This window comes from Halomonas sp., assembly GCF_034520545.1.
In the GTDB taxonomy this organism is placed as follows: Bacteria; Pseudomonadota; Gammaproteobacteria; order Pseudomonadales; family Halomonadaceae; genus Halomonas.
The window spans coordinates 860,985-884,994 of record NZ_JAXHNN010000010.1 but is presented as its reverse complement, the minus strand read 5'-3'; the positions used below and the strand labels follow the sequence as shown (position 1 = coordinate 884,994).

The 24,010-nt window shown below is 65.5% G+C and carries 22 protein-coding genes, 1 pseudogene and 1 riboswitch; of the genes and pseudogenes, 21 read left to right on the top strand and 2 right to left on the bottom strand.

The annotated features are described in order from the left end of the window. Positions 1–40: 40 nt before the first annotated feature. The 7 genes from U5L98_RS12810 to U5L98_RS12780 all read left to right on the top strand — a co-directional run bounded on the left by U5L98_RS12810 (position 41) and on the right by U5L98_RS12780 (position 6,090). Positions 41–910 carry a DMT family transporter gene (locus U5L98_RS12810; RefSeq protein WP_322558663.1) on the top strand — a complete coding sequence of 290 codons (870 nt, stop codon included), beginning with the start codon at positions 41–43 and terminating at the stop codon, positions 908–910. 63 nt (positions 911–973) lie between these two features. Continuing rightward, on the top strand, positions 974–1,855 hold the full coding sequence (locus U5L98_RS12805) for an NAD(+) kinase (protein WP_322558662.1): 882 nt from the start codon (positions 974–976) through the stop codon (positions 1,853–1,855). A 21-nt stretch (positions 1,856–1,876) separates the two neighbouring features. Beyond that, positions 1,877–2,875 carry a metallophosphoesterase gene (locus tag U5L98_RS12800; protein WP_322558661.1) on the top strand — a complete coding sequence of 333 codons (999 nt, stop codon included), beginning with the start codon at positions 1,877–1,879 and terminating at the stop codon, positions 2,873–2,875. A 178-nt stretch (positions 2,876–3,053) separates the two neighbouring features. Beyond that, entirely contained in the window at positions 3,054–3,905 is an 852-nt protein-coding gene (locus tag U5L98_RS12795) for a rhomboid family intramembrane serine protease (RefSeq protein ID WP_322558660.1), read from the top strand. Positions 3,906–3,918: 13 nt separating this feature from the next. Next, a complete protein-coding gene (locus U5L98_RS12790) occupies positions 3,919–4,203 on the top strand; it encodes a YeaC family protein (RefSeq protein ID WP_322558659.1) in 285 nt (94 codons plus the stop codon). Next, entirely contained in the window at positions 4,187–5,038 is an 852-nt protein-coding gene (locus U5L98_RS12785) for a DUF2797 domain-containing protein (protein WP_322558658.1), read from the top strand. Before U5L98_RS12790 ends, U5L98_RS12785 begins: the two co-directional genes overlap by 17 nt. A 53-nt stretch (positions 5,039–5,091) precedes the next feature. Then, positions 5,092–6,090, top strand: a complete 999-nt coding sequence (locus U5L98_RS12780; RefSeq protein ID WP_322558657.1) for a zinc-dependent alcohol dehydrogenase family protein — start codon at positions 5,092–5,094, stop codon at positions 6,088–6,090. 12 nt (positions 6,091–6,102) lie between these two features. Here U5L98_RS12780 and U5L98_RS12775 read toward each other — a convergent pair whose 3' ends face one another. After that, positions 6,103–7,191, bottom strand: a complete 1,089-nt coding sequence (locus U5L98_RS12775; RefSeq protein WP_322558656.1) for a PA0069 family radical SAM protein — start codon at positions 7,189–7,191, stop codon at positions 6,103–6,105. Positions 7,192–7,323: 132 nt separating this feature from the next. Then, positions 7,324–7,543, top strand: a riboswitch (cobalamin riboswitch). 131 nt (positions 7,544–7,674) lie between these two features. Here U5L98_RS12775 and U5L98_RS12770 point away from each other — a divergent pair. From U5L98_RS12770 to U5L98_RS12755, 4 genes and pseudogenes are all read left to right on the top strand, one after another. Further along, a complete protein-coding gene (locus U5L98_RS12770; RefSeq protein WP_322558655.1) occupies positions 7,675–9,543 on the top strand; it encodes a TonB-dependent receptor domain-containing protein in 1,869 nt (622 codons plus the stop codon). 31 nt (positions 9,544–9,574) lie between these two features. After that, a complete protein-coding gene (locus tag U5L98_RS12765) occupies positions 9,575–10,447 on the top strand; it encodes a cobalamin-binding protein (RefSeq protein WP_322558654.1) in 873 nt (290 codons plus the stop codon). Between the two features lie 97 nt (positions 10,448–10,544). Beyond that, positions 10,545–11,461: pseudogene (locus tag U5L98_RS12760) on the top strand (FecCD family ABC transporter permease). Then, positions 11,461–12,228 carry an ABC transporter ATP-binding protein gene (locus U5L98_RS12755; protein ID WP_322558653.1) on the top strand — a complete coding sequence of 256 codons (768 nt, stop codon included), beginning with the start codon at positions 11,461–11,463 and terminating at the stop codon, positions 12,226–12,228. Before U5L98_RS12760 ends, U5L98_RS12755 begins: the two are co-directional and overlap by 1 nt. Before the next feature lie 83 nt (positions 12,229–12,311). Here the strand turns inward: U5L98_RS12755 and U5L98_RS12750 are convergent, their stop codons facing one another. Further along, positions 12,312–13,067, bottom strand: a complete 756-nt coding sequence (locus U5L98_RS12750; protein WP_322558652.1) for a glycerophosphodiester phosphodiesterase family protein — start codon at positions 13,065–13,067, stop codon at positions 12,312–12,314. A 155-nt stretch (positions 13,068–13,222) separates the two neighbouring features. On the opposite strand from U5L98_RS12750, the gene U5L98_RS12745 reads away from it, so the two are divergent. The 10 genes from U5L98_RS12745 to U5L98_RS12700 all read left to right on the top strand — a co-directional run bounded on the left by U5L98_RS12745 (position 13,223) and on the right by U5L98_RS12700 (position 23,920). Further along, a complete protein-coding gene (locus tag U5L98_RS12745; protein WP_322558651.1) occupies positions 13,223–13,819 on the top strand; it encodes a hypothetical protein in 597 nt (198 codons plus the stop codon). A gap of 80 nt (positions 13,820–13,899) precedes the next feature. Then, complete coding sequence (locus tag U5L98_RS12740; protein WP_322558650.1) at positions 13,900–14,877, top strand: quinone oxidoreductase; 978 nt, start codon at positions 13,900–13,902, stop codon at positions 14,875–14,877. Positions 14,878–15,017: 140 nt separating this feature from the next. Beyond that, positions 15,018–16,007, top strand: coding sequence for a metal ABC transporter solute-binding protein, Zn/Mn family (locus tag U5L98_RS12735; protein WP_322558649.1), 990 nt, complete (start codon positions 15,018–15,020; stop codon positions 16,005–16,007). Further along, a complete protein-coding gene (locus U5L98_RS12730; RefSeq protein ID WP_322558648.1) occupies positions 16,004–16,807 on the top strand; it encodes a metal ABC transporter ATP-binding protein in 804 nt (267 codons plus the stop codon). The genes U5L98_RS12735 and U5L98_RS12730 overlap by 4 nt, the downstream gene beginning before the upstream one ends. 2 nt (positions 16,808–16,809) lie before the next feature. Further along, a complete protein-coding gene (locus U5L98_RS12725) occupies positions 16,810–18,021 on the top strand; it encodes a metal ABC transporter permease (RefSeq protein ID WP_322558647.1) in 1,212 nt (403 codons plus the stop codon). Continuing rightward, positions 18,018–18,935: a metal ABC transporter permease gene (locus U5L98_RS12720; protein WP_322558646.1), complete on the top strand. Its 918-nt coding sequence runs from the start codon at positions 18,018–18,020 to the stop codon at positions 18,933–18,935. Before U5L98_RS12725 ends, U5L98_RS12720 begins: the two co-directional genes overlap by 4 nt. A gap of 103 nt (positions 18,936–19,038) precedes the next feature. Next, positions 19,039–20,367 (top strand): aspartate aminotransferase family protein, encoded by a 1,329-nt coding sequence (locus U5L98_RS12715; RefSeq protein ID WP_322558645.1) that lies wholly within the window; start codon positions 19,039–19,041, stop codon positions 20,365–20,367. 14 nt (positions 20,368–20,381) lie between these two features. Next, positions 20,382–20,942 (top strand): carboxymuconolactone decarboxylase family protein, encoded by a 561-nt coding sequence (locus tag U5L98_RS12710; protein WP_322558644.1) that lies wholly within the window; start codon positions 20,382–20,384, stop codon positions 20,940–20,942. A 95-nt stretch (positions 20,943–21,037) separates the two neighbouring features. Beyond that, positions 21,038–21,844, top strand: coding sequence for an enoyl-CoA hydratase-related protein (locus tag U5L98_RS12705; protein ID WP_322558643.1), 807 nt, complete (start codon positions 21,038–21,040; stop codon positions 21,842–21,844). A 132-nt stretch (positions 21,845–21,976) separates the two neighbouring features. Further along, complete coding sequence (locus tag U5L98_RS12700; RefSeq protein WP_322558642.1) at positions 21,977–23,920, top strand: SLC13 family permease; 1,944 nt, start codon at positions 21,977–21,979, stop codon at positions 23,918–23,920. Positions 23,921–24,010 lie beyond the last annotated feature (90 nt).

The following is a 24,010-nucleotide window of genomic DNA, read 5'->3' as shown; positions in this document are numbered from 1 at the left end:
TATAATCGTCGTCAACCCCACTATCTATTAGGAGTTGACCTTGGGCCTTCTCGTCGGTGTCACCGTCCTATGGGCGTTCTCATTCTCGCTGATCGGCGTCTACCTGGCCGGCCAGGTAGACAGCTACTTCGCGGTCCTGATGCGAATCGGCCTGGCAGCGCTGGTCTTCTTGCCGTTCCTGCGTCCTTCGCTTTTGCGCGGTCGCCAGCGGCTCGCGTTGATGGGGCTGGGGGCGGTGCAGTTGGGCGTGATGTATATCTTCTTCTACCAGTCCTTCCTGCTGCTCTCGGTGCCGGAGGTCCTGCTGTTCACCATCTTCACGCCGATCTACATTGCGTTGCTTGATGATGCCCTTTTCGGTCGCTTCACGCCCTTCTATCTGGTGACCGCCTCGCTGGCGGTGCTGGGTGCGGCCGTGATCCGCTATCAGGGTCTCGACAGCGGTTTCTGGGCAGGCTTCCTGGTGGTTCAGGGAGCAAACCTCTGCTTTGCCCTGGGGCAGGTGGGCTATCGACGCCTGTCGGCAGGCCTGCCCGAGACCCTGCCGCGCCACAGCGTGTTCGGATGGTTCTACCTGGGTGCCCTGGCGGTGGCCGTGCCCGCTTTCGCACTGTTGGGCAATGCTGGAGGGTTGCCCAGCTCCGGGGTTCAGTGGGGTGTGCTGCTGTGGCTGGGGCTGGTGGCCTCGGGTCTCGGCTACTTCCTGTGGAACCTGGGAGCTACCCGGGTCGACGCCGGTGCTCTGGCGATCATGAACAATGCCCTGATCCCCGCAGGATTGCTGGTCAATCTGGTGATCTGGAACCGCGATGCCGATCTGCTGCGTCTGGGGCTGGGCGGTGCCATCATCGTTGGTTCGTTGGCACTCAACGAATGGTGGCTGAAGCGCCGCCGTCTCGAGACTGCCTGAGCACGTTTGCCCGCCTCGCGGCCAGTCGCCATAATGAGCGGCCGCGAAGCGAGAGGCCTGCGCATGTCAACCTTCAAGAACATCGGTCTGATCGGTCGTCTGGGCAGTGCCAAGGTGGTCGATACCCTCAAGCGCCTGATCCGCTTCCTCGATGCCGGTGGCTACCACGTCATCATCGAGGACAGGACCGCCACGGTACTGCTTGATCATGGCCATCCCGAGGCCAGTCGACGACTGCTCGGTGAGCTCTGCGACCTGGTGATCGTGGTCGGTGGCGACGGTAGCCTGCTCGGTGCTGCGCGTACCCTTTGCCAGAGCGGTACTCTGGTGCTGGGTGTCAATCGTGGGCGGCTGGGCTTTCTCACCGACATCTCGCCCGACGAGATCGAGGCGCGCGTCGGCGAGGTGCTCGAGGGTCGCTATGAGCTCGAGCAGCGCTTTCTGCTGGATGCCGAGCTCTACCGGGACGACGTCCAGGTAGGCAACGGCGATGCCTTGAACGAGGTTGTGCTGCACCCGGGGAAGGCGGTGCGCATGATCGAATTCGAGCTGTTCATCGACAATCAGTTCGTCTACAGCCAGCGCAGCGACGGCTTGATCATCGCCACGCCTACCGGCTCCACGGCCTATGCACTTTCCGGCGGTGGACCGATCATGCACCCCAGGCTCGATGTCGTCACCCTGGTGCCGATGTTCCCGCACACCCTGTCTAGCCGCCCCATCGCCATCGATGCCGCCAGCGAGATCCGCATTCATATCGGCGAGACCAACCAGACTTATCCGCATATCAGCTGCGATGGCCAGACTCGTGCGGTGGCAAAGCCCGACGATGTGCTGGTGATACGGCGCAAGCCGCGGCGGGTGCAACTGGTGCATCCTCTGGGCCACAACTTCTACGAGGTCCTGCGCAGCAAGCTGGGCTGGAGCAACCGCCTGGGGGATTAAGGGAAGGGGAGCAAGGTGAGCATGCAAGGCGGCCTCGAAGGCTACGACCTGATCGGCGATATCCACGGCTGCGGTGCAACGCTGGGCTCACTGCTCGAGCGTCTCGGCTATCACCAGCGTGGTGGTGTCTACCGTCACCCGCGACGCAAGGTGATCTTTCTCGGCGACCTGATCGACCGGGGCCCCCGCATTCGCCTGGCGGTCACCATCGCCCGACGCATGGTCGAGGAGGGCGAGGCCCATATCGTCATGGGTAATCACGAGGTCAATGCCCTGGCTTACAGCCATCGTGCTCCCGGAAGCTTTGGGCACGAGTGGCTGCGCGAGCACTCGCCGCGCCATAATCGCATCATCAAGGAGACCCTGGAGCAGTACCACGACCATCCCCAGGAGTGGGAGGAAGTGCTTGCCTGGTTTCTGGATATTCCGCTGTGCCTGGAACTCGACGGCCTGCGGGTGGTGCATGCCTGCTGGGACCAGCCGCTGGTGGAGGAATTGCGACGTGAACATCCCGACGGGTGCATCGATGAGGCCTTCCTGGCCGCCTCGGCGGTGCCCGGTACCCTGGAGTTCCGTATTCTCGACCGCCTGACACGCGGCACCCATGTGCCCCTGCCGGACGGTGTGGAAATCCACTCAGGAGATGGCTTCACCCGGCGCAGCTTCCGTGCCCACTTCTGGGCCCGGCAGCCGCAGACCTGGGGTGACGTGATCTTCCAGCCGGACAATCTGCCCGGCAATCTGGAGCATCGTGAGCTCTCCGCTGAGGAGCGCTCGTACCTGAGCTACTATGGGCCCGAGCAGCCGCCGCTGTTCATCGGCCACTACTGGTGCGAGGGTGTTCCGGCCCTGCCCGCCGCCAACATTGCGTGCCTGGACTACAGTGCGGTCAAGTTCGGTCGCCTGGTGGCCTACCGCTGGAGTGGTGAATCGAGGCTCGATGCCGATCACTTCGTATGGGTTCGCGTGCCCCGCGAGGAGCAGGCTCGGCCGCAGCCTTGGGAGATCGATTTCGATTGATACATTTTGTTACGAAAAAGGCGTGTCATCGGATTGAACTCTCGCCAACCCACGCCATCAGAGTAGGTGTTCCCTTGAATGATCCCTTGCTCTTGTCCGGCGGCCCCCTCCGCCGGACTTTTTCTTTGCGTGGCCTGTACGCGCCGCCACGCCGGGCTCGTCAACCGCTGGAGACGCCATGTATCGGGTAATCCTGTTGCCCCACGATGTCGATACCCGTGAGCTGCGGCGCGCCCTCTGGGCTCATCGCATCGGGCATCGCGTCACCGAGGAGAGCGAGGGCCAGGTGCTGTGGCTGGTCGACCCCGAGCAGCACGATGCGATGCTCGGGCTGCTCGAGCGCTGGCGGCAGGGCGAGCCGCTGATGCCCGATAAATCGCCGGTCGCGAGGCCTTCGACTGGCGAGTTGCTTGGTCCCTTCCGCCAGGTGCCGGTGACGTCTCTCGCGTTGGCGCTGAGCCTGGTGGTCTTCGCCGCCATGGGGGTACTCGGCGACCGCGTAGTCGCGGCGCTGACCATCGTACCGGTGGTCGTGACCAATGGCGGTCTGGCCTACGGCAACCTCGGCGAGGCCCTCGCCTCGGGCCAGGTGTGGCGGCTTCTTTCACCGGCTTTCCTGCACTTCGGCTGGATGCACTTGATCTTCAACATGCTGTGGCTCTGGTACTTCGGTCGCCAGGTGGAAGCGCTACAGGGCAGCACGCGGATGCTGATGCTGCTGGTCATCGCCGGCATCGTCGCCAACCTGGCCCAATATGCCACCGGAACCGTGCTGTTCGGCGGTATGTCCGGCGTCGATTTCGCCCTGCTGGCCTATGTCTGGCTGATGTCGAGGCGCGCGCCGCGCAGCGGCTTCTTCGTGCCCCAGATGCTGGTGGTCTTCATGCTCGGCTGGCTGGTCTTCGCGATGACCGACATGGCCGCCATGGTGGGATTCGGCAACGTGGCAAACGAAGCACACCTGGGCGGGCTGGTCGTGGGCCTCGTGCTGGGCTGGTATCATTCCGGCCGTGCCCGCCGTCAATCCTGAGAGAGCCCCACTCATGAGCGAGATGTCCTTCGATCGCATGATCCAGCAGATGACCCCGTCCATCTACGAGAGCCTCAAGCGGGCCGTGTCGCTGCGCAAGTGGCCGGATGGCCGGATGCTGACGGCCGAGCAGACCGAGCTGTGCCTCGAGGCGGTGATGCGCTACGAGGTGGAGAACCGGGTTCCCGAGGAAGAGCGCGTCGGCTATCTGCAACGGCGCACCTGCGGTAGCGCCAGCAGTGGGGCCGATGTGTCCCCTGAACGGGCCGGCCTGGCCCGGGATGCCAGCCGTGACTGAGTCGATCGATGCCGCCACGGCGCTGCAGGGTTGCCTGAGCAAGATGGCCGTCGAGCCGGGGACTCCGGCCCGCTACGTGCTGCGGGCCGGCGAGGCCCGTCTCGACCTCAATGCCTGCCTCGGTAAGCCCTTGCACCTGGAGTGGACCGGCGCCATCGCCTGCACCCACTGCGGCAGGGCCACCAGGAAGAGCTTCGCCCAGGGTCATTGCTACCCGTGCTTCAAGCGGCTCGCCCAGTGCGACACCTGCATCATGAAGCCGGAGCTCTGTCACTTCTTCGAAGGCACCTGCCGCGAGCCCGACTGGGCCGAGCGCCATTGCTTCCAGCCCCATGTGGTCTATCTGGCCAACGCCTCTGGCCTCAAGGTGGGGATCACCCGCTCCAGCCAGATGCCGACCCGCTGGCTCGACCAGGGCGCCGTGCAGGCTCTGCCGATTTTGGAAGTGGATACCCGCCAGCAGTCGGGCTTCGTCGAGGTGCTGTTCAAGGAGGAGGTCTCGGATCGCACCAACTGGCGGGCCATGCTCAAGGGCGACACCCGGGCTCTCGATCTGGTGGCCGAGAGGGACCGCCTGTTGGCGCGCCTGGATGCCGGCCTGGCCAACCTGCGCGAACGTTTCGGGGCCGACACTATCCGCCCCCTGGATGAGTCGCCGCTGAGCTTCGACTACCCGGTGCTCGAATTCCCCACCAAGGTGGTCTCCCACAATCTGGACAAGCACCCCCACGTTGCCGGCACGCTGCTGGGCATCAAGGGCCAGTACCTGATCCTCGACAGTGGGGTGATCAATCTGCGCAAGTTTACCGGGTACGAGGTCAAGGTCTCCGCTTGAACTCCCGGCTATCCTGCCGGGAGTGAATACGTGCAGCAGCAGGAGGAAAGCCGATGAGCGAGTCCATGCGTGCCATGCGCCTGCATGCCCCGGGCAGGCCACTCGAACTGGAGCGGGTTGAACGCCACACGCCCGGACCCGGTGAGGTCGAGGTTCGCGTGCTGGCCTGCGGGGTCTGCCGGACGGACCTTCATGTCCTCGATGGCGAGCTCACCGAGCCTCGGTTGCCGCTGATCCCCGGCCACGAGATCGTCGGCGAGGTGACCGCGCTGGGGGAGGGTGTTCAGGCACCGGCTCCAGGCACACGGGTCGGGGTGCCCTGGTTGGGCTGGACCTGCGGCGAATGCGACCCCTGCCGGGCCGGCCGCGAGAACCTCTGCGAACGCGCCGAGTTCACCGGCTATACCCGAGACGGCGGCTATGCGGAGTACTGCGTGGCCGATGCTCGCTACTGCTTTCCCCTGAATGCCGAGGACGCTCAGTCAGCCGCCCCGCTGCTGTGTGCGGGGCTGATCGGCTATCGTACCTGGCGGCTGGCCGGCGGTGAGGCGAACCGTCGGCTCGGCATCTACGGCTTCGGTGCCGCGGCCCACATCCTGGCCCAGTTGGCCATCGCCCGCGGTCAGCAGATTTATGCCTTCACCCGACCCGGCGACACCCAGGCGCAGGATTTCGCGCAGCGGCTCGGTGCCGTCTGGGCCGGGGGCAGCGACGAGGCCCCACCCGAACGCCTGGACGCCGCGCTGCTCTTCGCCCCGGTGGGCGAGCTCATCCCCACGGCACTTGCCGCGGTGCGGCCCGGCGGCGCGGTGGTTTCCGGGGGCATCCACATGTCCGATATCCCCTCCTTTCCCTATCGCCTGCTCTGGGAGGAGCGAAGCCTGAGCTCGGTGGCCAACCTCACCCGTCGGGATGGCGAGGAGTTCCTGGCGCTCGCGCCCGAGGTGCCCATCCACACCGAGACTCATGCCTACCCGCTGGAACAGGCCAACCAGGCGCTTGAGGACCTGCGCGAGGGGCGACTCTCCGGTGCGGCGGTGCTGATTCCCTAGTCTCGCTCAAGCTCACTCGAAGAGATCCCCCTGGGCGCGGGGTGGACGGAAGGCCGTGGTATCCAGTGGCTGGCTCGCCATGGCCGCTGGATCATTCAAACCAACGCGGCGACAGGCCTTGTGGAAGCGCTGCTCGAGCAGCTCCGCAAACACCCCCTCGCCCCGCATGCGCGTGCCGAATCGCGGGTCGTAGTCCGCGCCGCCCCGACACTGGCGGATCAGGCTCATGACCTTGCCGGCCCGTTCGGGATAGTGCTCGACTAACCACGCCTCGAACAGCGGGGCGACCTCACGGGGCAGGCGCAGCAGCATCCAGCCGGCGGTAGTGGCCCCGGCGTCGGCGGCGGCCTCGAGCAGGCGCTCGAGCTCATGGTCGGTCAGCCCCGGAATCACCGGCGAGACCAGGGCACCCACCGGTACACCGGCCTCGGCCAGGGTACGGATCACTCTCAGCCTTGCCGACGGGGAGGCAGCCCTCGGCTCCAGGCTGCGCTTGAGCTCGGTATCGAGGCTGGTGAGGCTGATCATCACTCGCACCAGGCGCTGTCTGGCCAGGGCCTGCAGCAGGTCGAGGTCACGCAGTATCAGCCCGCCCTTGGTCACCAACGTCACTGGATGACGGCACTCGAGCAGCAGTTCCAGGATGGCGCGGGTGGTGGCGTAGCGGGCCTCCAGGGGCTGGTAGGCATCGGTATTGCCGGCGAGATTGATGGGCCGGCACTGGTAACCGGGCCTGCACAGCTCGTCTCGCAGGCGCTCCAGCAGGCCGGTGCGGGCGATCAGCTTCGTCTCGAAGTCGAGCCCCGGGGAGAGGTCCCAGTAGGCGTGGCTCGGCCGTGCGTAGCAGTAGATGCAGCCATGCTCGCAGCCTCGATAGGGGTTGATCGAGCGGTCGAAGGGCAGGTCGGGAGAACTGTTCCAGGCCAGGGCGCTGCGGGTATGCTCCTCGCTTACCTCGGTAGCCAGGCTCGTCGGCGCCTCTTCCTGCCACCAACCGTCGTCGATCGGCTCGCTGGTGGTCGGGGCGAAGCGGTTGTGGGGGTCAAAGGTGGCGCCACGACCCCTGCGGGCCTCCCGGTCGGGGCTCGACTGATGGATCATCGAAGGGGCCTGTTTGCTGTATGAATGATCAGTATAAATGGGTGCCGTTGCGCTGTCAGTCCGTCGGAAGATTAACTGCGCCAGGTCAACCAGCCGCAAGGTGCGCGTTGACGCTTTATCGAGGGGTTGCTAGCGTACTCGCACCTCTCAGGTGCTGGTGGAAATGTCTGCCAGTGAAACGGGAAGTCGGTGATCCCATTCCGACGCTGCCCCCGCAACGGTGATCGAGGAAAGAACGGCCATCATGCCACTGTGCTGCTGCACGGGAAGGCGGTCGTTCCTGAGCCGGGCCTGCCTCATGCCCGGTACTCACTCGTAAGCCCGGAGACCGGCCCGAGAGTAAATGCCGGGTTGCGGTGGGCGACCAGGAGGCTGGGCAGGCGTCGTCTCTCTTTCGTTTCCCTCTTCCTTGATCCCTTGCCGTCCCGGTGACTGCAATACTGAACAGTCGTACGGGTGAGTACGGCGAGCAAGGGACATTCCATGAAAAACCGCATCATTGCCACCTCCGGCCTCGCTGCCTTCGGACTGGCGACACTTCCACTGGCCGTTCAGGCCCAGTCGAACAGCGCTAAGCAGGAGTCTGCTACCGTCGAGCTCAATCCGATGGTCGTGACTGCCACACTGGCACCCCGCACCGCCGATCAGAGCCTCTCGTCCGTCACCGTGCTCGACGAGGCCGCCCTGCGCCGCCAGGATCCCTCAAGTGTTACCGAGGTGCTGCGTGGCCAGGCAGGGGTAGATGTCACCACCCAGGGCAGTTTCGGCAAGCAGAGCAGCGTCTTCATCCGTGGGACGGGCAGCAATGCCAATGTGCTGATGATTGATGGCATCCGACTGCGTTCCGCGACCACGGGGGCGGCGTCCTGGGAATTCCTGGATCCGCGCATGTTCGAGCGTGCCGAGATCGTGCGAGGGCCCCGCGGCAGTCTCTATGGCGCCGATGCAGTGGGCGGCGTGATCCAACTGTTCACACCGGAAGGGCAGGGGGAGCCCACACCTCGGTTCTTCTTCGCTGGCGGTTCCTTCGATACTCAGCGTTACTCCGCCAGTCTCTCCGGCGCCGAGGGCGGCACCCGTTACCACTTTGCCGCCAGCCGTTTCGATACCGAGGGCGTGCCGGTTCGCCGCGGCGGCGATGACAAGGGGTACGACAACACCACCGGCATGATCAGGCTCTCGCATACCTTTTTGGGGGGCGGTGAGGTCGGCATGTTGGCGCTTCGCGGCCGCGGAAACACGGAATTCGATGCGTCGGGGCCTGCAGAAGACGACTTCGTTCAGCAGGTGGCGGCGGTGTATGCAGAAGCTCCCGTGACGGATACCTGGACGAGTCGTGTCACCCTCAGCGAGGCGCGTGACGAGCGCGATACCCTGGCACCGACCTATAGCTCCCTGTTCGAGACCCGGACCCGTACCGCCGAGTGGAAGAACACCCTCGCGATGGGGCGGCATGAAGTGGTGTTCGGCGCCGAGTACAGTGAAGATGATCTGGGCGACAGCCAGACGTCCGGGCTCGCCTTTGACGAGGATAGCCGCGACAACCGGGCGGTGTTCGCCCAGGGGCTGCTGGACTTCCAGCCGTTGACGACCCAGCTCAGTCTGCGCCATGACGACAATCAGGCGTTCGGAGAGGAACTGACCGGCAGCCTCGCACTGGGCTATGAGTTGGACGAGCATCATGTTGCCCGCGCCAGCTATGGAACCGCTTTTCGCGCGCCCACCTTCAACGAGCTCTATTTTCCCTTTGTCGGCTCGAGCAACCCCGATCTGGATGCCGAATCATCCGAGACGTTCGAGCTCGGCATCCGTGGTCAGTATGACGCCTGGTTCTGGGATCTTGCCGCCTACCAGACCGAGGTGAACGACCTGATCGCGCTGGATGCCAGCTTCCGGCCGGTCAACGTCAATGAGGCCAGGATTCATGGCGCCGAGCTCTCCGCTGGCGCCGAACTCGATGGCTGGACGCTGGCGGCGGCGCTTACCTATACCGACCCAGAGGACCGCGAGACCGGGAACCAGCTTGCGCGCCGTGCCACCCAGAGCCTGCGTCTTGATCTCGATCGAGAGTTGGGCGACTGGTCACTGGGCGCTTCCTGGATGGCGCAGAACCATCGCTACAACGACAGCGCTAACCAGCAGCGACTGCCCGGCTATGGCATCGTCGATTTACGGGCCGGTTGGGACTTTGCGCCGATGTGGTCGGCGAGGCTGACGGTCGACAATGTGCTGGACAAGGAATATGCCACCGCACGCGGGTCGGATTTTGACCCTGTGACCTTCGAAGCCATCCCTTTCGACTACATCAACGCAGGCCGAGCGGCCTTTGTCAGCGTCCACTTTGGCCAGTAGCAAGGCCTCAGGCGCTCGTCGTCTGCCGGTCATGCTTGGGGTCTCGCTCGCGTTGCTGTTTGGCCTTGTCGGGCAGGTATATGCCGACGAGGTCTGCGCCATCGATGACAGTGGCCGCGAGATCTGCCTGGCGGCGCCGGCCGAGCGGATCGCCTCGCTCTCCCCTGGGGCCACCGAGCTGCTCTTCGCCGCCGGGGCAGGGGAGCGGCTGGTGGCAGTGGTGGACCACAGCGATTTTCCGCCCGAGGCGGGCAAGCTGCCCTCGGTGGGCAGCCATGACCGCCTTGACCTGGAGCGTCTGGTCAGCCTGCAGCCGGACCTGGTGATCGGCTGGATCACTGGCAACCCTGTCGAGCAGGTGGCACGCCTCGAACGGCTGGGAGTGCCGGTATTCCGGATCGAGCCACGGGATTTCGAGGGCATCGCCACGGCCCTCGAACGGCTGGCGCGGCTGGCCGGCGAGGCGCAGGGGTCACTGGCCGCCGAGCGCTTCCGCCAGGGGATCGCCGAGCTGGAAGCACGCCATGAAGCTGCCCCCGCGGTCTCCGTGTTCTATCAGGTGTGGGACTCGCCGCTGATGACCGTCAACGACGAGCACCTGATAGGCAAGGTGGTTACCCTGTGTGGGGGCGTGAATGTTTTCGGTGACCTGTCGCGGCTGGTGCCGCGCATCGGCGAGGAAGCCCTGCTGGCGGCTGACCCCGAGGTGATCCTCGCCGGTGGTCGGGGAGAGGAGAATCGCAGTTGGCTGGACTACTGGCGGCGCTATCCCGACCTGACGGCGGTGGCCCGCGACAACCTCTTTTTCGTGCCTCCTTCGCTGCTTCAGCGGCCCACGCCACGCCTGCTGGAGGGCAGCCGGCGGCTCTGCGAAAAGCTGGAGGTGGCGCGTGGCCGGTACTAGCTCAAGCCCAAGCCCAGGCGTCAAGGCCCATGGGCACCTGACGCCTGGCCACCTGGGGGTGACTCTGAGCGTGCTGGCCGCGCTCGCCCTGGTCGCCATGGTGTTTGCCGTCACGACAGGGAGTACCGATATCTCTCTGAAGGAGAGCCTTGTCGCGCTGGCGGGCGGCGGCGAGGCCGTTTCACGCACCCTGATTCTGGAACTGCGCCTGCCGCGGGCCTTGGCCGCCTTTGCCACCGGCGGCCTGCTGGCAGTGGCCGGTGCCCTGATGCAGGTACTGCTGCGCAATCCGCTGGCGGACCCCTACGTGCTGGGGCTTTCCGGCGGCGCGGCGGTGGGGGCCCTGTTGGCCATGCTGGCGGGGCTGGGCAGCGCCCTGGTCTCCGGGTCGGCCTTTGCCGGTGCCCTGACGGCAACCCTGCTGGTGTTCGGCCTGGCCCACGGGACCGGCAGCTGGACCCCGTCACGCCTGCTGCTCACCGGCGTGGTCGTCGCCTCCGGCTGGGGGGCGGTCATCACCCTGATGCTGGCCGTTGAGCCCGGCCCGGCAGCTGCCGGGCATGCTCTACTGGCTGATGGGTGACCTTGCCCATGCGCGGGGACCCGGCGTCGCGCTGGGCTTGCTGGCCCTGGTCTGCCTGCTGGTGGTGCCGCTCGGACGTAGCCTCAACGTACTGGCGCGGGGCGGGCTGCAAGCCGCGGCGCTGGGCGTGGCGGTCCGACGGCTGGAGTGGCTGATCTACCTGCTGGCCAGCCTGGTCACCGCCGTGGCGGTCACCACGGCGGGGAGCATCGGCTTCGTGGGGCTGGTGGTGCCGCACATGCTGCGCCTGGTGCTGGGCAACGACCAGCGGCTGATCCTGCCCTGCCTGTGCCCTGGCCGGCGGCACCCTGCTGGTGCTGGCCGATACCCTGGCACGAACGGTCATCGCCCCCGAGCAGCTTCCGGTGGGGGTGATCACCGCCTTGCTCGGCGTGCCGACCTTCCTCTATCTGCTGCATCGGAGCCGCTGATGAGTCGCCTGGAGACGCAAGGGCTGGTCATCGATGTGCCGGGCCGCGATGGGGGGGATCCCCTGGACCTCGCGGTGCTGCCGGGCCAGGTGTGGGGCGTGCTCGGCCCCAACGGTGCGGGCAAGACCACCCTCTTGCATACCCTGGCAGGGCTCCGCACCCCGCGACGCGGTCGCGTGGAGGTAGATGGCGTGCCGCTGTCGCGCCTGGGCCGTCGCCGGCTGGCCCAGTGCCTGGGGCTGGTCTTTCAGGAACATCACGACGGCTTTCCCGCTACGGTGGAGGAGACCGCCCTGATCGGCCGCCATCCCTGGCTTTCCCCCTGGCAGATGGAAACCGCCGAGGACCTGGCGCTGGCCCATCACGCCCTGGCGCGACTCGATCTGGTGGCGCTTGGCGGGCGCCAGGTGGCCACGCTCTCCGGCGGTGAACGCCAGCGTCTGGCGATTGCCACCCTGCTGGCCCAGAGTCCGGGCGTCTGGCTCGCCGACGAGCCCACCAATCATCTGGACCTGCACCACCAGGTGGCGGTGATGCGGCTGCTGGCCGAGCAGGCGGCCGGCGGCAGTGCCGTGATGATCTGCCTGCATGACCTCAATCTGGCCGCTCGCTGGTGTGATCACCTGCTTTTGCTCTATCCGAACGGAGAGGCGTGCTGGGGCCCGGCGGCAAGCATGCTGGTGCCCGAGGTCCTGGAACGGCTCTATGGCCAGCGACTTGCCAGTGCCGAGGTGGAGGGCTCGAGGGTGTTCGTTGCCGTGCCCTGAGCCTGACAAGTGAGGCCGTGCCCGCTCTTACTGGCGTTGCTGCTGATTCACCCCCGGGGCTGCCGCCTACTCCGGTGGTTTGTTCAGGCGGCGGGCAGGTGACCGAAGAAGCGCGCCGGGTCGTCGCTGATCACCGCTTCGACCCCCCATTGCCATCGTGGAGCGAAGGCGGTGGGATCGTTGGCCGTGTAGCAGAGTAGCCGGTAGCCTGCCTCGACGACCTGGCGAACGTGTACCTCCTTGAGGCGCTTCCAGTCGGCATGCACGCTGCAGGCTTGCACCGGCTCGCAGCGTGAGCGCCACTCACGGCCGAGCGCCTCGAAGAGCACGCCCAGCGCCAGCGACTCGGGCCCGGCCAGGGCGCGTGCCCGGGCCAGGGCGATATCGTTGAAGGAGGAGACCACGCACCTCGTTGGCGGCAGTGCCTCCATCACCGCGGGTAGGGCGGTATCCACCAGAGCCCGGGGGTCTCGGCCGCGATTCACCTTGAGCTCCAGGTTCACTCCCATCTCGAGCTCGTCGAGCAGGATGAGCATTTCCTCGAGGGTGGCAATACGCTCGCCCCGGAAGTCGTCGCCGAACCAACTGCCCGCATCGAACTCGCGCGCCGTGGCCAGGTCCAGGTCGGCCAGTCGCCCACGACCGTCGGAGCAGCGCCGGACGTTGGCGTCGTGCCAGATCACCGCGGTCCCGTCGCCGAGCAACTGCACGTCGAGCTCTACCCAGTCGATGCCCGCGAGATGGGCGGCATGCACGGCAGAGAGGGTGTTCTCCGGCGCATGGGCGGAAAGGCCGCGATGGGCGATCAGTCGGGGCAAAGAAATGTCAGCGGGGTGCATGGGGAGTCGTCCTTTTGCGCAAGGTGGCGTCCACTGGCGGCAAGGTAGCGGCATATAGCCTATCGCCATCCGCCATGGCCTGGATATGGTAGGCTGCGCGACTCTGAGCCTGATGATGGGACCCTGGTGATGGTGCCGGAGACGAGGATGCTGAGATGAGAGTGGTGCATATCAAGAATTCCCAGCAACGCGAGGCGTGCCTGGCCAGGCTATGTGCCGAGGCCTATGGCCAGGAGGCCGGCCTCAGGCCACTGGCGACCTTTGCCGGCACCCTGGGGGTGCTGGTCAAGCAGGAGGCGGCGAGGGTGCTGGCACTGGTGGATGATCATTCGCGCCCGGTGGCGCTGGCTCTGCTCGTGCTGGACGAACTCGGCAGCAGCATGACGGTGATGCTGTTGGCCGAGCTGGACCAGGGCCAGGACCCGGGCCAAGAACAGAAGGGTGTGGCACGGCCGGCCGAGCGCCTGGTTGCCGAGCTGGCGCTCAAGGCTCCCCTGCGTATCGATGCCCGGGATGCCGAGCAGGAGGCTCGCTTCCGCGAGGTGGGCATCACGCGCTGGCTGGATGGCAAGGCCGGAGTGCGGATCGGACTGGGACCCAAGCATCCCGCCACTTCCCTCGAGGATCTGCCCCGGGCGCTGACCTTCGACGAGGCGGCAGTGATCCAGTCCTTCAAGCGCGACCGTGAGCAGTTCGATGACTACAAGGCGCGCTTTATCCGCGGCCTGGAGTCCTTTCCCGCCATGCTCTGACGGCGACGTGGCTTGACCCTGGGGGGACACGGCGCTTGACTGGTGGGCTCATCCCCAGGCAGCACAAGGAAAGCATCCCCATGGCCAAGCGCATCCAGTTCACTCGCACCGGTGGGCCCGAAGTCCTCGAAGTCATCGACGTCACCCCGGCCGAGCCGGGCTCCGGTGAGGTCCGTGTCAGGAACCAGGCCGTCGGCCTCAACTTCATCGACATCTACTTCCGAACCGGCCTTTATCCGGCCCCGTCGCTGCCCTCCGGCCTGGGCACCGAGGGGGCTGGCGTGATCGAGGCGGTGGGCGAGGGCGTCACCCACCTCGAGGTGGGTGACCGTGTCGCCTATGCTCAGGGCCCGCTGGGCGCCTATGCCGAACAGCATGTGCTGCCGGCAGAGAAGGTGGTAGCGCTGCCCCCGTCCATCGACGTCGAGACCGCCGCCGCGAGCATGCTCAAGGGGCTCACCGTGCAGTATCTGTTGCGTCAGACCTGTCCGCTCGAGGGCGGCGAGACGATCCTCTGGCATGCCGCTGCCGGGGGCGTGGGCTCCATCGCCTGCCAGTGGGCCAAGGCACTGGGCGTGAAGCTGATCGGCACCGTGAGTTCGCCGGAGAAGGCGGCACTGGCCGAGCGCAACGGTGCCTGGGCGACCATCGACTACACGCGCGAGGACGTCGTCGAGCGGGTGCGCGAGCTGACTGGCGGCGAGATGTGCGACGTGGTTTATGACTCGGTGGGCAAGGATACCTGGGAAACCTCGCTGGACTGCCTGAAGCCGCGTTCGCTGATGGTCAGCTTCGGCAATGCGTCCGGTGCCGTGGAGGGGGTCAATATCGGCATCCTCAACAAGAAGGGCTCGCTGTTCGTCACTCGGCCGAGCCTCAATGGCTATGCCGACACCCGTGAGCGGCTGGAGTGGATGGCCGGCGAGCTCTTCGAGATGCTAGAGAGTGGCAAGGTGAAGGTCGACATCGCCCAGCGCTACCCGCTGGCGGAGGCCGGCAAGGCCCAGGAGGCCCTCCAGGGTCGCAAGACCACCGGCTCCACCATTCTCCTGCCGTGACAGACTCTCGTGCCGCCGGCCGGGAAACCACGAACGGGCATCTGGCACCGGTGACACAGAATCTTGCATCCTGCCGATTCATGAACTGACGGCCAGCGCGTATTCTGGTCGACAACACCATTTAACCACGAGGGTCATCGATGACTGCTTCCTTCCGAGGTGCTCTTGCCCTGAGACTCTCGCTGCTCGCACTGGCGGGAGTGTTGTCCGGCCCCGTGATGGCCGACGAGGACGAAGGGCCACTGCAACTGGTCGCCACGACCGCGATGATCGCCGATGTCCTGCGTGAGGTGGGAGGAGAACGAGTCGAGGTACAGGGCTTGATGGGGCCTGGGGTCGATCCGCATCTATATCGCCAGACCCGCCACGACGTTACCGCCATGACTCGGGCAGATGGGGTGTTCTGGAACGGTCTCAACCTGGAAGCCCAACTCCGCAACTTCCTGTCACGGTTGGCGGAACGCACGCCAGTTTTCGCTCTCGGCGAGGCAGTGCCGGTCGAGCAGCGTCTCGCCGATGAGGCGTATCCTGACCAGCCTGATCCTCACGTGTGGATGGATCCCGGCCGCTGGCAATGGGTAGTGGAAGGCATCCGCGATGCCCTGGCCGACCTGGCCCCTGACCATGCCCAGGAGTTCGAGGCGCGTACCGAGGCCTATCTCGCCGAGCTCGAGGCGCTGGACGGCTATGCTGCCGAGGTGCTCGACAGCGTGCCGGCGTCGTCGCGGGTTCTGGTGACGGCGCATGATGCCTTCGGCTACTTCGGCAATGCCTATGAGTTCGAGGTGATGGGTATCCAGGGTTTCTCCACCGAGAGCGAGGCCGGCCTGGCCCGCATCGAGTCGCTGGTCGACGTGCTGGTGGACCGCCGCATCGGCGCCATCTTCATCGAGTCGTCGGTATCGGATCGTAACGTTCAGGCGTTGGTGGAGGGGGCGGCCGCCGAGGGTTGGACGGTGGAAATCGGTGGAGAACTGTTCTCCGATGCCATGGGGTCGGCCGCTACCTACGAAGGCACCTGGCTGGGGATGTTCGATCACAACGTCACTCTGATCGCCCGTGCGCTAGGGGGCGAGGCCCCTGCCGGGGGTAGGCTGGGGCGACTTAGCCGGGAGGAGGTGAGCGAATGAATGATGCACTGCACCTCTCCGACGAGGTGGTGGCGAGCCCCCTGGCGATCCATGGCCTGACCGTCAGCTATGACCATCGGCCGGTGGTGCACTCGGTGGATTTCATCACGCCACCGGGCAGCATGACCGCCATCGTGGGACCCAACGGGGCCGGCAAGTCGAGCCTGCTCAAGGCCGCTCTGGGTATCACTCGGCGTCTGACCGGTGACATCCGGGTGTTCGGCGAACCCTATGACGGCCGTTCGCGCCGTGTGGCCTATGTTCCGCAGCGCAGCAGCGTCGATTGGGACTTTCCCGCGACGGTGATCGACGTGGTGACCATGGGGCTTTTCCGCGATCTGCGCTGGTGGCAGTTTACTCGTCGGCACCATCGCGACATGGCCATGGAGAGTCTGGGTCGCGTCGGCATGGAGGCCTTGGCCCGGCGCCAGATCGGTGAGCTTTCGGGCGGCCAGCAGCAGCGTGTCTTCCTAGCTCGCGCGCTGACCCAGGAGGCGGATCTGACCATCCTCGACGAACCCTTCGCCGGGGTCGATGCGGCTACCGAGAAGGCCATCGTGGAGGTGCTCAAGACCTTGCGTCGCCAGGGCAAGACCCTGCTCTGTGTCCATCACGACCTCGCCACGGTGCGCGACTATTTCGATCACCTGTTGCTGCTCAATGTCCACCGCATCGCCGCCGGGCCGGTGGCGACGACCTTCACTGCCCAGAACCTGCAGGAGACCTACGGTGGGCGGCTCGGCGATGTGCAGCTTTTGCGCCTGCTGGATGAAGCAACCCAGGAATCCCGGGAGTGTTGAGCATGGAAGCCTGGTGGCGCGCCCTGATCTTCGATGCCGGCTACAATACCAGCCTGGTAACCCTTGGGGCGATGCTGCTCGGGGGCGGTGCCGGCATGATCGGCAGCTTCGTGTTGCTGCGCAAGCGCTCCCTGGTCAGCGATGCGATCAGTCATGCGACCCTTCCCGGTCTGGCCCTGGCCTTCATCCTGATGGCGCTGGTGTTCGGCGATGGACGCTGGATGCCGGGCCTGCTGGTCGGCGCTGGACTGAGCGCCGCTGCCGGGCTCTGGGCGGTGCAGGCCATCAGCCACCGCACGCGGCTGGGCGAGGATGCCGCCATCGGCGCCGTGCTCTCCACCTTCTTCGGCCTGGGCGTGGTCTTGCTCACCGTCATCCAGTCGTTGGCGGTGTCCGGCCAGGCCGGGCTGACCGGCTACCTGGTCGGCTCCACCGCCGGCATGCTGGCGGCCGAAGCCCAACTGATAGCGCTCTGTTCCCTGCTGCTGGCGGTCGGCATCATCGTCATGCGTCGGGACTTCCTGATGGTCTGCTTCGACCCCGTCTTCGCCGCCACCAACGGGGTCCGGGTCCAGCGAGTCGATATGCTGCTGATGCTGTTGCTGCTGGCGGTGGTGGTGATCGGGCTGCGGATCACCGGCCTGATCCTGATCGTCGCGCTGACCATCATCCCGCCGGTGACCGGTCGTTTCTGGACCGATCGGCCGCTTCGCGTAGTGGCCCTGGCGGCACTGATCGGCGCCCTGGCCGGCTATCTCGGCGTCACCCTGTCCAGCGTTCGCGAAGGGCTGCCCACCGGCCCCCTGGTGGTGCTGGCCTCCTTCGTGCTCTTCCTGATCTCTTTCCTGCTCTCGCCGCGGCGCGGCATCCTGGCTACCCTGATTGCCCACCATCGCTTCAAGCGGCGAGTTCACCTGCGTCAGGGGCTGCTTGCACTGGCCCGTGACGAGGCGATCTTCGACGATCTGACCATGAAGGTGCTTCGGCGTCAGGGCCTCATTCGCCGCGATGGGGTCGCGACACCGTCCGGCTGGGCCGCGGCTCGGGATGCCGAACACGAGGAGCGGCTCTGGGCTCTTCACCGGCGCTATTATCCGGAGGATGCCGCACAGCTCGATCACCGCGGCCTGTTGCCGATCGAGCGAGTACTCTCGCCGGATACCATCATGGTGCTCGAGAACCGGCTGATGTCGCGTAGGGAGACGCACCCATGAGCGATTTCCTGATGTTCAGCCTGGTGCCGTTGACGGTCGCCATCATCATCTGCATGTCCTGCGCCCTGTTAGGCAACTTCCTGGTGCTGCGCCGGCAGAGTCTGATCGGTGACGCCATCAGCCACGTCGCGCTGCCGGGTATCGTGGCGAGCTTCCTGCTCACCGGGACCCTGGCCTCCTCGGCAATGATGCTGGGGGCCGGAGTGTCGGCCTTGTTCACCGTGGCGATGATCGAGCTGATCCGTCGCCTGGGGCGTGTGGAGAACAGCGCGGCCATGGGCGTGGTCTTCACGAGCCTGTTTGCTCTGGGCGTACTGATGCTGGAGTGGAATGAGGTGGGTACGGTCCACCTGGATGTGGAACACGCTCTCTACGGCAACCTGGAGAGCCTGATCTGGTTCGAGGGCACCAGCCTCGCCTCGCTGGTCGATCCGCGGGCCCTCTCCGACCTGCCGCCGCAACTGGGTCGAGTGGCCTGGATGGGGGCGCTGGTGGCTGTCTTCGTCGTGGTCTTCCGCCGCGGCCTGGTGCTGGCCAGTTTCGATGCGGACTTCGCCGCCAGCGTCGGTGCACGCCCGACGCTGGTCGGCCTGTTGCTGGTACTGATGGTGGCCGTGGCCGCCATTGCCGCCTTCGAAGCGGTCGGGGCGATCATCGTCATTGCCATGTTCATCTGTCCCGCCGCCGCCGCCCGCTTGATGACCAATCGTCTCGCCCTCCAGGTCGCCTTGAGCCAGCTGATCGCCGTGGTGTCTGCGGTGCTGGGTTATGTGCTGGCAGGCTACGGCCCAGGCTGGATGGGGTTCGGCGTTTCGTTGAGTGCGGCCGGCATGATCGCCACTCTGTCCGGGGGCTTGCTGTTGCTGGCCTGTCTCTTCGGCCCCTATCGCCATCGCCAGGAGCCGTTAAGCTAGTTCACCTAAGCCCCATCGGGTGCATCCGTGACTCGCTGCAAAAAATTATTTACCTTTCTTAAGAAAAGACATTCTGATTTGTAAAACCCCGTGTGAGGTCAGCATGAGCCACGTATTCCACCGTCATCTGCAGCAACAGTATCCTACCGCCGTGGCCGGCGACGGTCCCTACCTGATCGATGCCGAGGGGCGCCGCTACCTGGATGCCAGCGGGGGCGCCGCGGTGTCCTGCCTGGGCCACAGCGATGCCGAAGTGATCGAGGCTATACGTGAGCAGGTCGGACGGCTTGCCTACGCCCACACCTCCTTCTTCACCAACGAGCCGATGGAGGCCCTGGCGGACTTCCTGGTCGAGCGCGCGCCGGCGGGCCTCTCCTCCGTCTATTTCGTCTCGGGGGGATCCGAGGCGGTGGAAGCGGCTCTCAAGCTGGCGCGCCAATACTTCATCGAGCGAGGTGAGCCCCAGCGCAAGCATCTTATTGCGCGGCGCCAGAGCTATCACGGCAACACCCTGGGGGCGCTGGCGACCGGCGGTAACGCCTGGCGTCGGCAGCAGTTCGAGCCGCTGTTGGTCGAGGTGAATCATGTCAGCCCCTGCTACGCCTATCGGGATCAGGCCCCCGGCGAAACCCCGGAGGCCTACGGTGAGCGGCTGGCCGCAGAGCTCGAGGCCGAGATCCAGTCGTTGGGGCCGGAGAACGTGATGGCCTTCGTCGCCGAGCCGGTGGTCGGCGCGACCCTGGGTGCGGTTCCTTCGGTGCCGGGCTACTTCAGGCGGGTGCGCGAGATCTGCGATCGGCACGGCATCCTGCTGATTCTCGACGAGGTGATGTGCGGCATGGGCCGAACCGGCAGCCTGTTCGCCGCCGAGCAGGAGGGCGTGACCGCGGACCTGATGACCATCGCCAAGGGCCTGGGGGCCGGTTACCAGCCTATTGGCGCGACCCTGGTGAGCGGTTCCATTCGCCAGGCCATCGCCGAGGGCTCTGGCTTCTTCCAGCACGGGCACACCTACATCGGTCACGCCACTGCCTGCGCCGCCGCTCTGGCGGTCCAGCGGGCCATCGAGAAGCGTGACCTGCTGTCGCGCGTCGTTCTGCTGGGCGAGGGGCTCCAGCAGCGATTGGAGGCCCGTTTCGGCGAGCACCCCTACGTCGGCGACATCCGCGGACGGGGCCTGTTCCGGGGGCTCGAGCTGGTGGCCGACCGGAGCCACAAGACGCCGTTCGACCCATCCCGCAAGCTGCATGCGGCGATCAAGCGCACGGCCATGGCCAATGGCCTGATGTGCTATCCCATGGGCGGTACCCTGGACGGGCGCCGGGGCGACCATATCCTGCTGGCCCCGCCCTTCATCCTCGACGAATCGCACCTGGACGAGATCGTCGACAAGCTCGATGCGTCCCTGAAAACCGTCTTCGACCACGCTTAATGGAGCCCAGTCCGATGGCGATCGACTCCCGCCTCTCCCCTCTGGACGAGACCAGCATGGCGCCCGAGCAGCGCCGTGTACTGGACGCCATCCAGAGTGGCCCCCGCGGCAACCTGGACGGCCCTTTCCTGGCCTGGATCCATAGTCCCGAACTGGCCGATCATGCCCAGCAACTCGGTGCCTTCTGCCGATACGGGACTCGGCTCGAGACGCGGTTGACGGAGCTGGCGATCCTGTTCACCGCGGCCTGGTGGCAGTCCCAGGCCGAGTGGCAGATTCATGCCCCCATCGCTCGCGAGGCGGGCGTCACCGAGGCGGTGATCGAGGCGCTGAGGGAGGGGCGGGAACCCGCCTTCGAGCGCGACGACGAAGCGCTGGTCTATCGCCTGGGCAAGACGCTGTACACCACGCGTCGTGTCGACGACGCGCTCTATGCCGAGGCGGTGGCGGCCTTCGGGGAGCCGGCGGTGGTCGAACTGGTGGGGGTCTTCGGCTATTACGCGCTGGTGGCCATGACGCTGAATGTCTTCGAGGTGCGTCGGGGCACCGGCCTCCTGCCATTCGCCGAGCCATAGCGATCGGCCGACGGCCGCTAAGCCGCCCGGTGCGGTGGATATGCTGACGTCATCGTCGAGTGCGATGCCGATATCTCGAACGAAGGAGCCCGCCGATGGACTTGACCCGGCCGCAACTCATCGATGCACGCCTGAGCCTGGAGGGGCGGGTTGCCACTCTGACCCTGGATCGACATGACGTGCGCAATGCCTTGACGGGCACCGCCCTGGTCGATGACATCGTGACGGTGGCCGAGTGGGTCAATGCCACCGACGAGGTCTCCGTGCTGGTCATCACTGGGGCGGGCTCGGCCTTCTCTGCGGGGGGCAACGTCAAGGACATGGCCGAGCGCGGCGGTGACTTTGCCGGGGACGTGGCCGAGGTCGCCAGCCGCTACCGGCGCGGCATCCAGCGCATCCCGCTGGCCCTGCAGGGTGTAGAGGTACCCATCATCGCTGCGGTCAACGGCCCGGCGATCGGCGCTGGCTTCGATCTGGCCAATATGGCCGACGTTCGCATTGCTTCCAGCCGCGCAAAATTTGGTGAGACCTTCCTCAACCTGGGCATCATCCCTGGCGACGGCGGCGCCTGGTTCATGCAGCGCCTGATCGGCTACCAGCGTGCCTTCGAGCTGACGCTCTCCGGGCGGGTGATCGATGCCGAGGAGGCGAAGTCGTATGGCATCGTGCTGGAGGTCACCGAGCCCGAGGCGCTGCTCGAGCGGGTCGGCGAGATGGCCGGGCAGATGGCGGCCCAGCCGCCCAAGGCGACACGCCTGACCAAGCGACTGATGAAGATGGGCAGCCGTATGGAACTGCCCGACTTCCTCGATCTCTGTGCGACCTTCCAGGGCATGTGCCATAACGAGCCCGAGCACCTCGACGCCGTCAACGCCATGCTGGAGAAGATGGCCAGGAAGTAGACAACGCGACCGGTTCGTTTTCGTGGAACCCGGCCTCGGCCGGGTTCTTCATCTCTGGACAGCGAGAAAGGGCTGGATTTTCTGTCAGGCTGCTGGTGTGCTTGAGTTACCACGAATACACAGGGAGGTGTCATGGCCGACAGCACGCTGGTCTTCATTGTTCTCGGGTTGACCCTGGCCGCCTTCGCCTGGGGACGCTTTCGCTATGATCTGGTGGCGCTCACCGCCTTGTTGAGCTCGGTGATACTGGGCCTGGTGCCCGCCAAGGAAGCCTTCAGCGGCTTCGGTCATCCGGCGGTGATCACGGTGGCGGCAGTGCTGGTACTCAGTCGTGGCCTGGAATATTCCGGCGTGGTGGACGTGATCGCCGACAAGGTGTTGAAGGTCGGCGATCGACTCTTCCTGCAACTGATCGCCCTGACCGCCACCGTGGTGGTGCTCTCCGGCTTCATGAACAATGTGGGCGCTCTGGCATTGATGCTGCCGGTCACCATGCGGGTGGCCCGCGAACACGACACCTCGCCCTCCTTGCTGCTGATGCCGCTGGCCTTCGGTTCGCTGCTGGGCGGTCTGACTACCCTGATCGGTACCCCTCCCAATATCATCATCTCCAGTTTCCGCAATGACATGCTCGGCGAGAGTTTCGGCATGTTTTCCTTCTTCCCGGTGGGTGCCGTGGTCGCGCTTTCGGGACTGGCCTTCATCGTGCTCCTGGGCTGGCGGCTGGTGCCCATGCGAGCCAGCAAGGCTTCGACCGAGGAGATGTTCGATACTGCGAACTATCTGCTCGAGGTCAAGGTGAGAGAGGGTTCCAAGGCCAACGGCTGGACACTCAACAAGCTACAGCACGAATTGGACGAGACCATTCCGGTACTGGCCGTGATTCGGGATGACCAGCGCTGGGCGGGGCACGAGTTCTATGGCCCCCTCAAGGAGGGCGACGCCCTGATGGTGGAAGCGGGCCCCGACGAGATGAAGCAGCTCGAGGACAAGGCAGGTCTGTCGCTGGGTGCCGAGGCGGAACTCGAGGAGGAGAAAGAAAGGCAGGAGAAGGAACAGGAAGAACGGGAAAAGGAAGAGAGAGAAAGGCAGAAAGACAAGGAAGAGAGCGAGCCCGACGAGGCGGCATCCCGCACGGATGTGGCGGAAGACGAAGACAAGGATAAGGACAAGGACAAGGACAAGGAGGACGATCAACGCGTCATCGATACCGAAGGGCTCCAGCTCATCGAAGCGGTCGTGCGTCGAGATTCGATGATGGTCAATCGAAGTGTTCGGCAGTTGGGTCTCCACAACCAGTATGGCCTGCACCTGGTAGCAGTGGCCCGTGAGGGTGCCCGTCTGAAGAAACGCCTGCACGAGATACGCTTCGAACCCGGCGATGTCGTCCTGCTGCAGGGAGGGGAGAGCAGGCTTACCGAGAGCCTGGCGACGCTCGGCTGTCTGCCCCTGGTCAAGCGCGATCTCCCCACGGGAGAACCGCCCAGGCTGTGGCTCTCCCTGGGGATTTTCGCGGTGGCCATCGTCGCAATGATCCTCGATCTTCTGCCGACCGCGATCGCGCTCTCCAGTGCGGCCCTGCTCTCCCTTCTGGCGGGTGTCCTGCCGTTGCGCGAGGGCTACCAGGCCATCGACGGCCCGGTGATCGTGCTGCTGGCCGCCATGATCCCCGTGGGGGAAGCACTTGAGACCAGCGGTGGCGCGCAATCGATCGCCGATACCTTGCTGACTCTCGGGGCCGACTGGCCCATCGTGATCACGCTCGCGGGCCTCTTCATCATCTCCATGACGCTCTCCAATATCGTCAACAACAATGCGGCCGCCGTGCTGATGGCGCCCATCGCTGTCAGCCTGGCGCAGGGCTTCGATGTCTCGATGGATCCCTTCCTGATGGCCGTGGCAGTCAGCGCCTCCTGTGCCTTCCTCACGCCCATTGGCCACCAGTCCAACACCCTGGTGATGGGGCCGGGCGGCTACCTTTTCAGGGACTACTGGAAAATGGGGCTGCCGCTTTCACTGGTGGTGCTGGCGGTGGCCATACCGATGATATTGCTGGTGTGGCCGCTATCTGGCTAGGACATTAGCCAACTGGGTAAATGAGATTTATCTCCGGAATAGCCGCGTGTAACACTCGAATAAGAGAAGTAAAACGCCCCGGCACATGGC

What these genes read in the sequence shown, in the direction of transcription:
- U5L98_RS12720 (WP_322558646.1), top strand. Translation starts at nt 18,018, where the DNA reads ATGAGCGATTTCCTGATGTTCAGCCTGGTGCCGTTGACGGTCGCCATC.
- U5L98_RS12700 (WP_322558642.1), top strand. Translation starts at nt 21,977, where the DNA reads ATGGCCGACAGCACGCTGGTCTTCATTGTTCTCGGGTTGACCCTGGCC.
- U5L98_RS12755 (WP_322558653.1), top strand. Translation starts at nt 11,461, where the DNA reads ATGAGTCGCCTGGAGACGCAAGGGCTGGTCATCGATGTGCCGGGCCGC.
- U5L98_RS12785 (WP_322558658.1), top strand. Translation starts at nt 4,187, where the DNA reads ATGCCAGCCGTGACTGAGTCGATCGATGCCGCCACGGCGCTGCAGGGT.
- U5L98_RS12775 (WP_322558656.1), bottom strand. Translation starts at nt 7,191, where the DNA reads ATGATCCATCAGTCGAGCCCCGACCGGGAGGCCCGCAGGGGTCGTGGC.
- U5L98_RS12790 (WP_322558659.1), top strand. Translation starts at nt 3,919, where the DNA reads ATGAGCGAGATGTCCTTCGATCGCATGATCCAGCAGATGACCCCGTCC.
- U5L98_RS12805 (WP_322558662.1), top strand. Translation starts at nt 974, where the DNA reads ATGTCAACCTTCAAGAACATCGGTCTGATCGGTCGTCTGGGCAGTGCC.
- U5L98_RS12705 (WP_322558643.1), top strand. Translation starts at nt 21,038, where the DNA reads ATGGACTTGACCCGGCCGCAACTCATCGATGCACGCCTGAGCCTGGAG.
- U5L98_RS12795 (WP_322558660.1), top strand. Translation starts at nt 3,054, where the DNA reads ATGTATCGGGTAATCCTGTTGCCCCACGATGTCGATACCCGTGAGCTG.
- U5L98_RS12770 (WP_322558655.1), top strand. Translation starts at nt 7,675, where the DNA reads ATGAAAAACCGCATCATTGCCACCTCCGGCCTCGCTGCCTTCGGACTG.
- U5L98_RS12780 (WP_322558657.1), top strand. Translation starts at nt 5,092, where the DNA reads ATGAGCGAGTCCATGCGTGCCATGCGCCTGCATGCCCCGGGCAGGCCA.
- U5L98_RS12715 (WP_322558645.1), top strand. Translation starts at nt 19,039, where the DNA reads ATGAGCCACGTATTCCACCGTCATCTGCAGCAACAGTATCCTACCGCC.
- U5L98_RS12725 (WP_322558647.1), top strand. Translation starts at nt 16,810, where the DNA reads ATGGAAGCCTGGTGGCGCGCCCTGATCTTCGATGCCGGCTACAATACC.
- U5L98_RS12765 (WP_322558654.1), top strand. Translation starts at nt 9,575, where the DNA reads ATGCTTGGGGTCTCGCTCGCGTTGCTGTTTGGCCTTGTCGGGCAGGTA.
- U5L98_RS12735 (WP_322558649.1), top strand. Translation starts at nt 15,018, where the DNA reads ATGACTGCTTCCTTCCGAGGTGCTCTTGCCCTGAGACTCTCGCTGCTC.
- U5L98_RS12730 (WP_322558648.1), top strand. Translation starts at nt 16,004, where the DNA reads ATGAATGATGCACTGCACCTCTCCGACGAGGTGGTGGCGAGCCCCCTG.
- U5L98_RS12740 (WP_322558650.1), top strand. Translation starts at nt 13,900, where the DNA reads ATGGCCAAGCGCATCCAGTTCACTCGCACCGGTGGGCCCGAAGTCCTC.
- U5L98_RS12710 (WP_322558644.1), top strand. Translation starts at nt 20,382, where the DNA reads ATGGCGATCGACTCCCGCCTCTCCCCTCTGGACGAGACCAGCATGGCG.
- U5L98_RS12745 (WP_322558651.1), top strand. Translation starts at nt 13,223, where the DNA reads ATGAGAGTGGTGCATATCAAGAATTCCCAGCAACGCGAGGCGTGCCTG.
- U5L98_RS12750 (WP_322558652.1), bottom strand. Translation starts at nt 13,067, where the DNA reads ATGCACCCCGCTGACATTTCTTTGCCCCGACTGATCGCCCATCGCGGC.
- U5L98_RS12800 (WP_322558661.1), top strand. Translation starts at nt 1,877, where the DNA reads ATGCAAGGCGGCCTCGAAGGCTACGACCTGATCGGCGATATCCACGGC.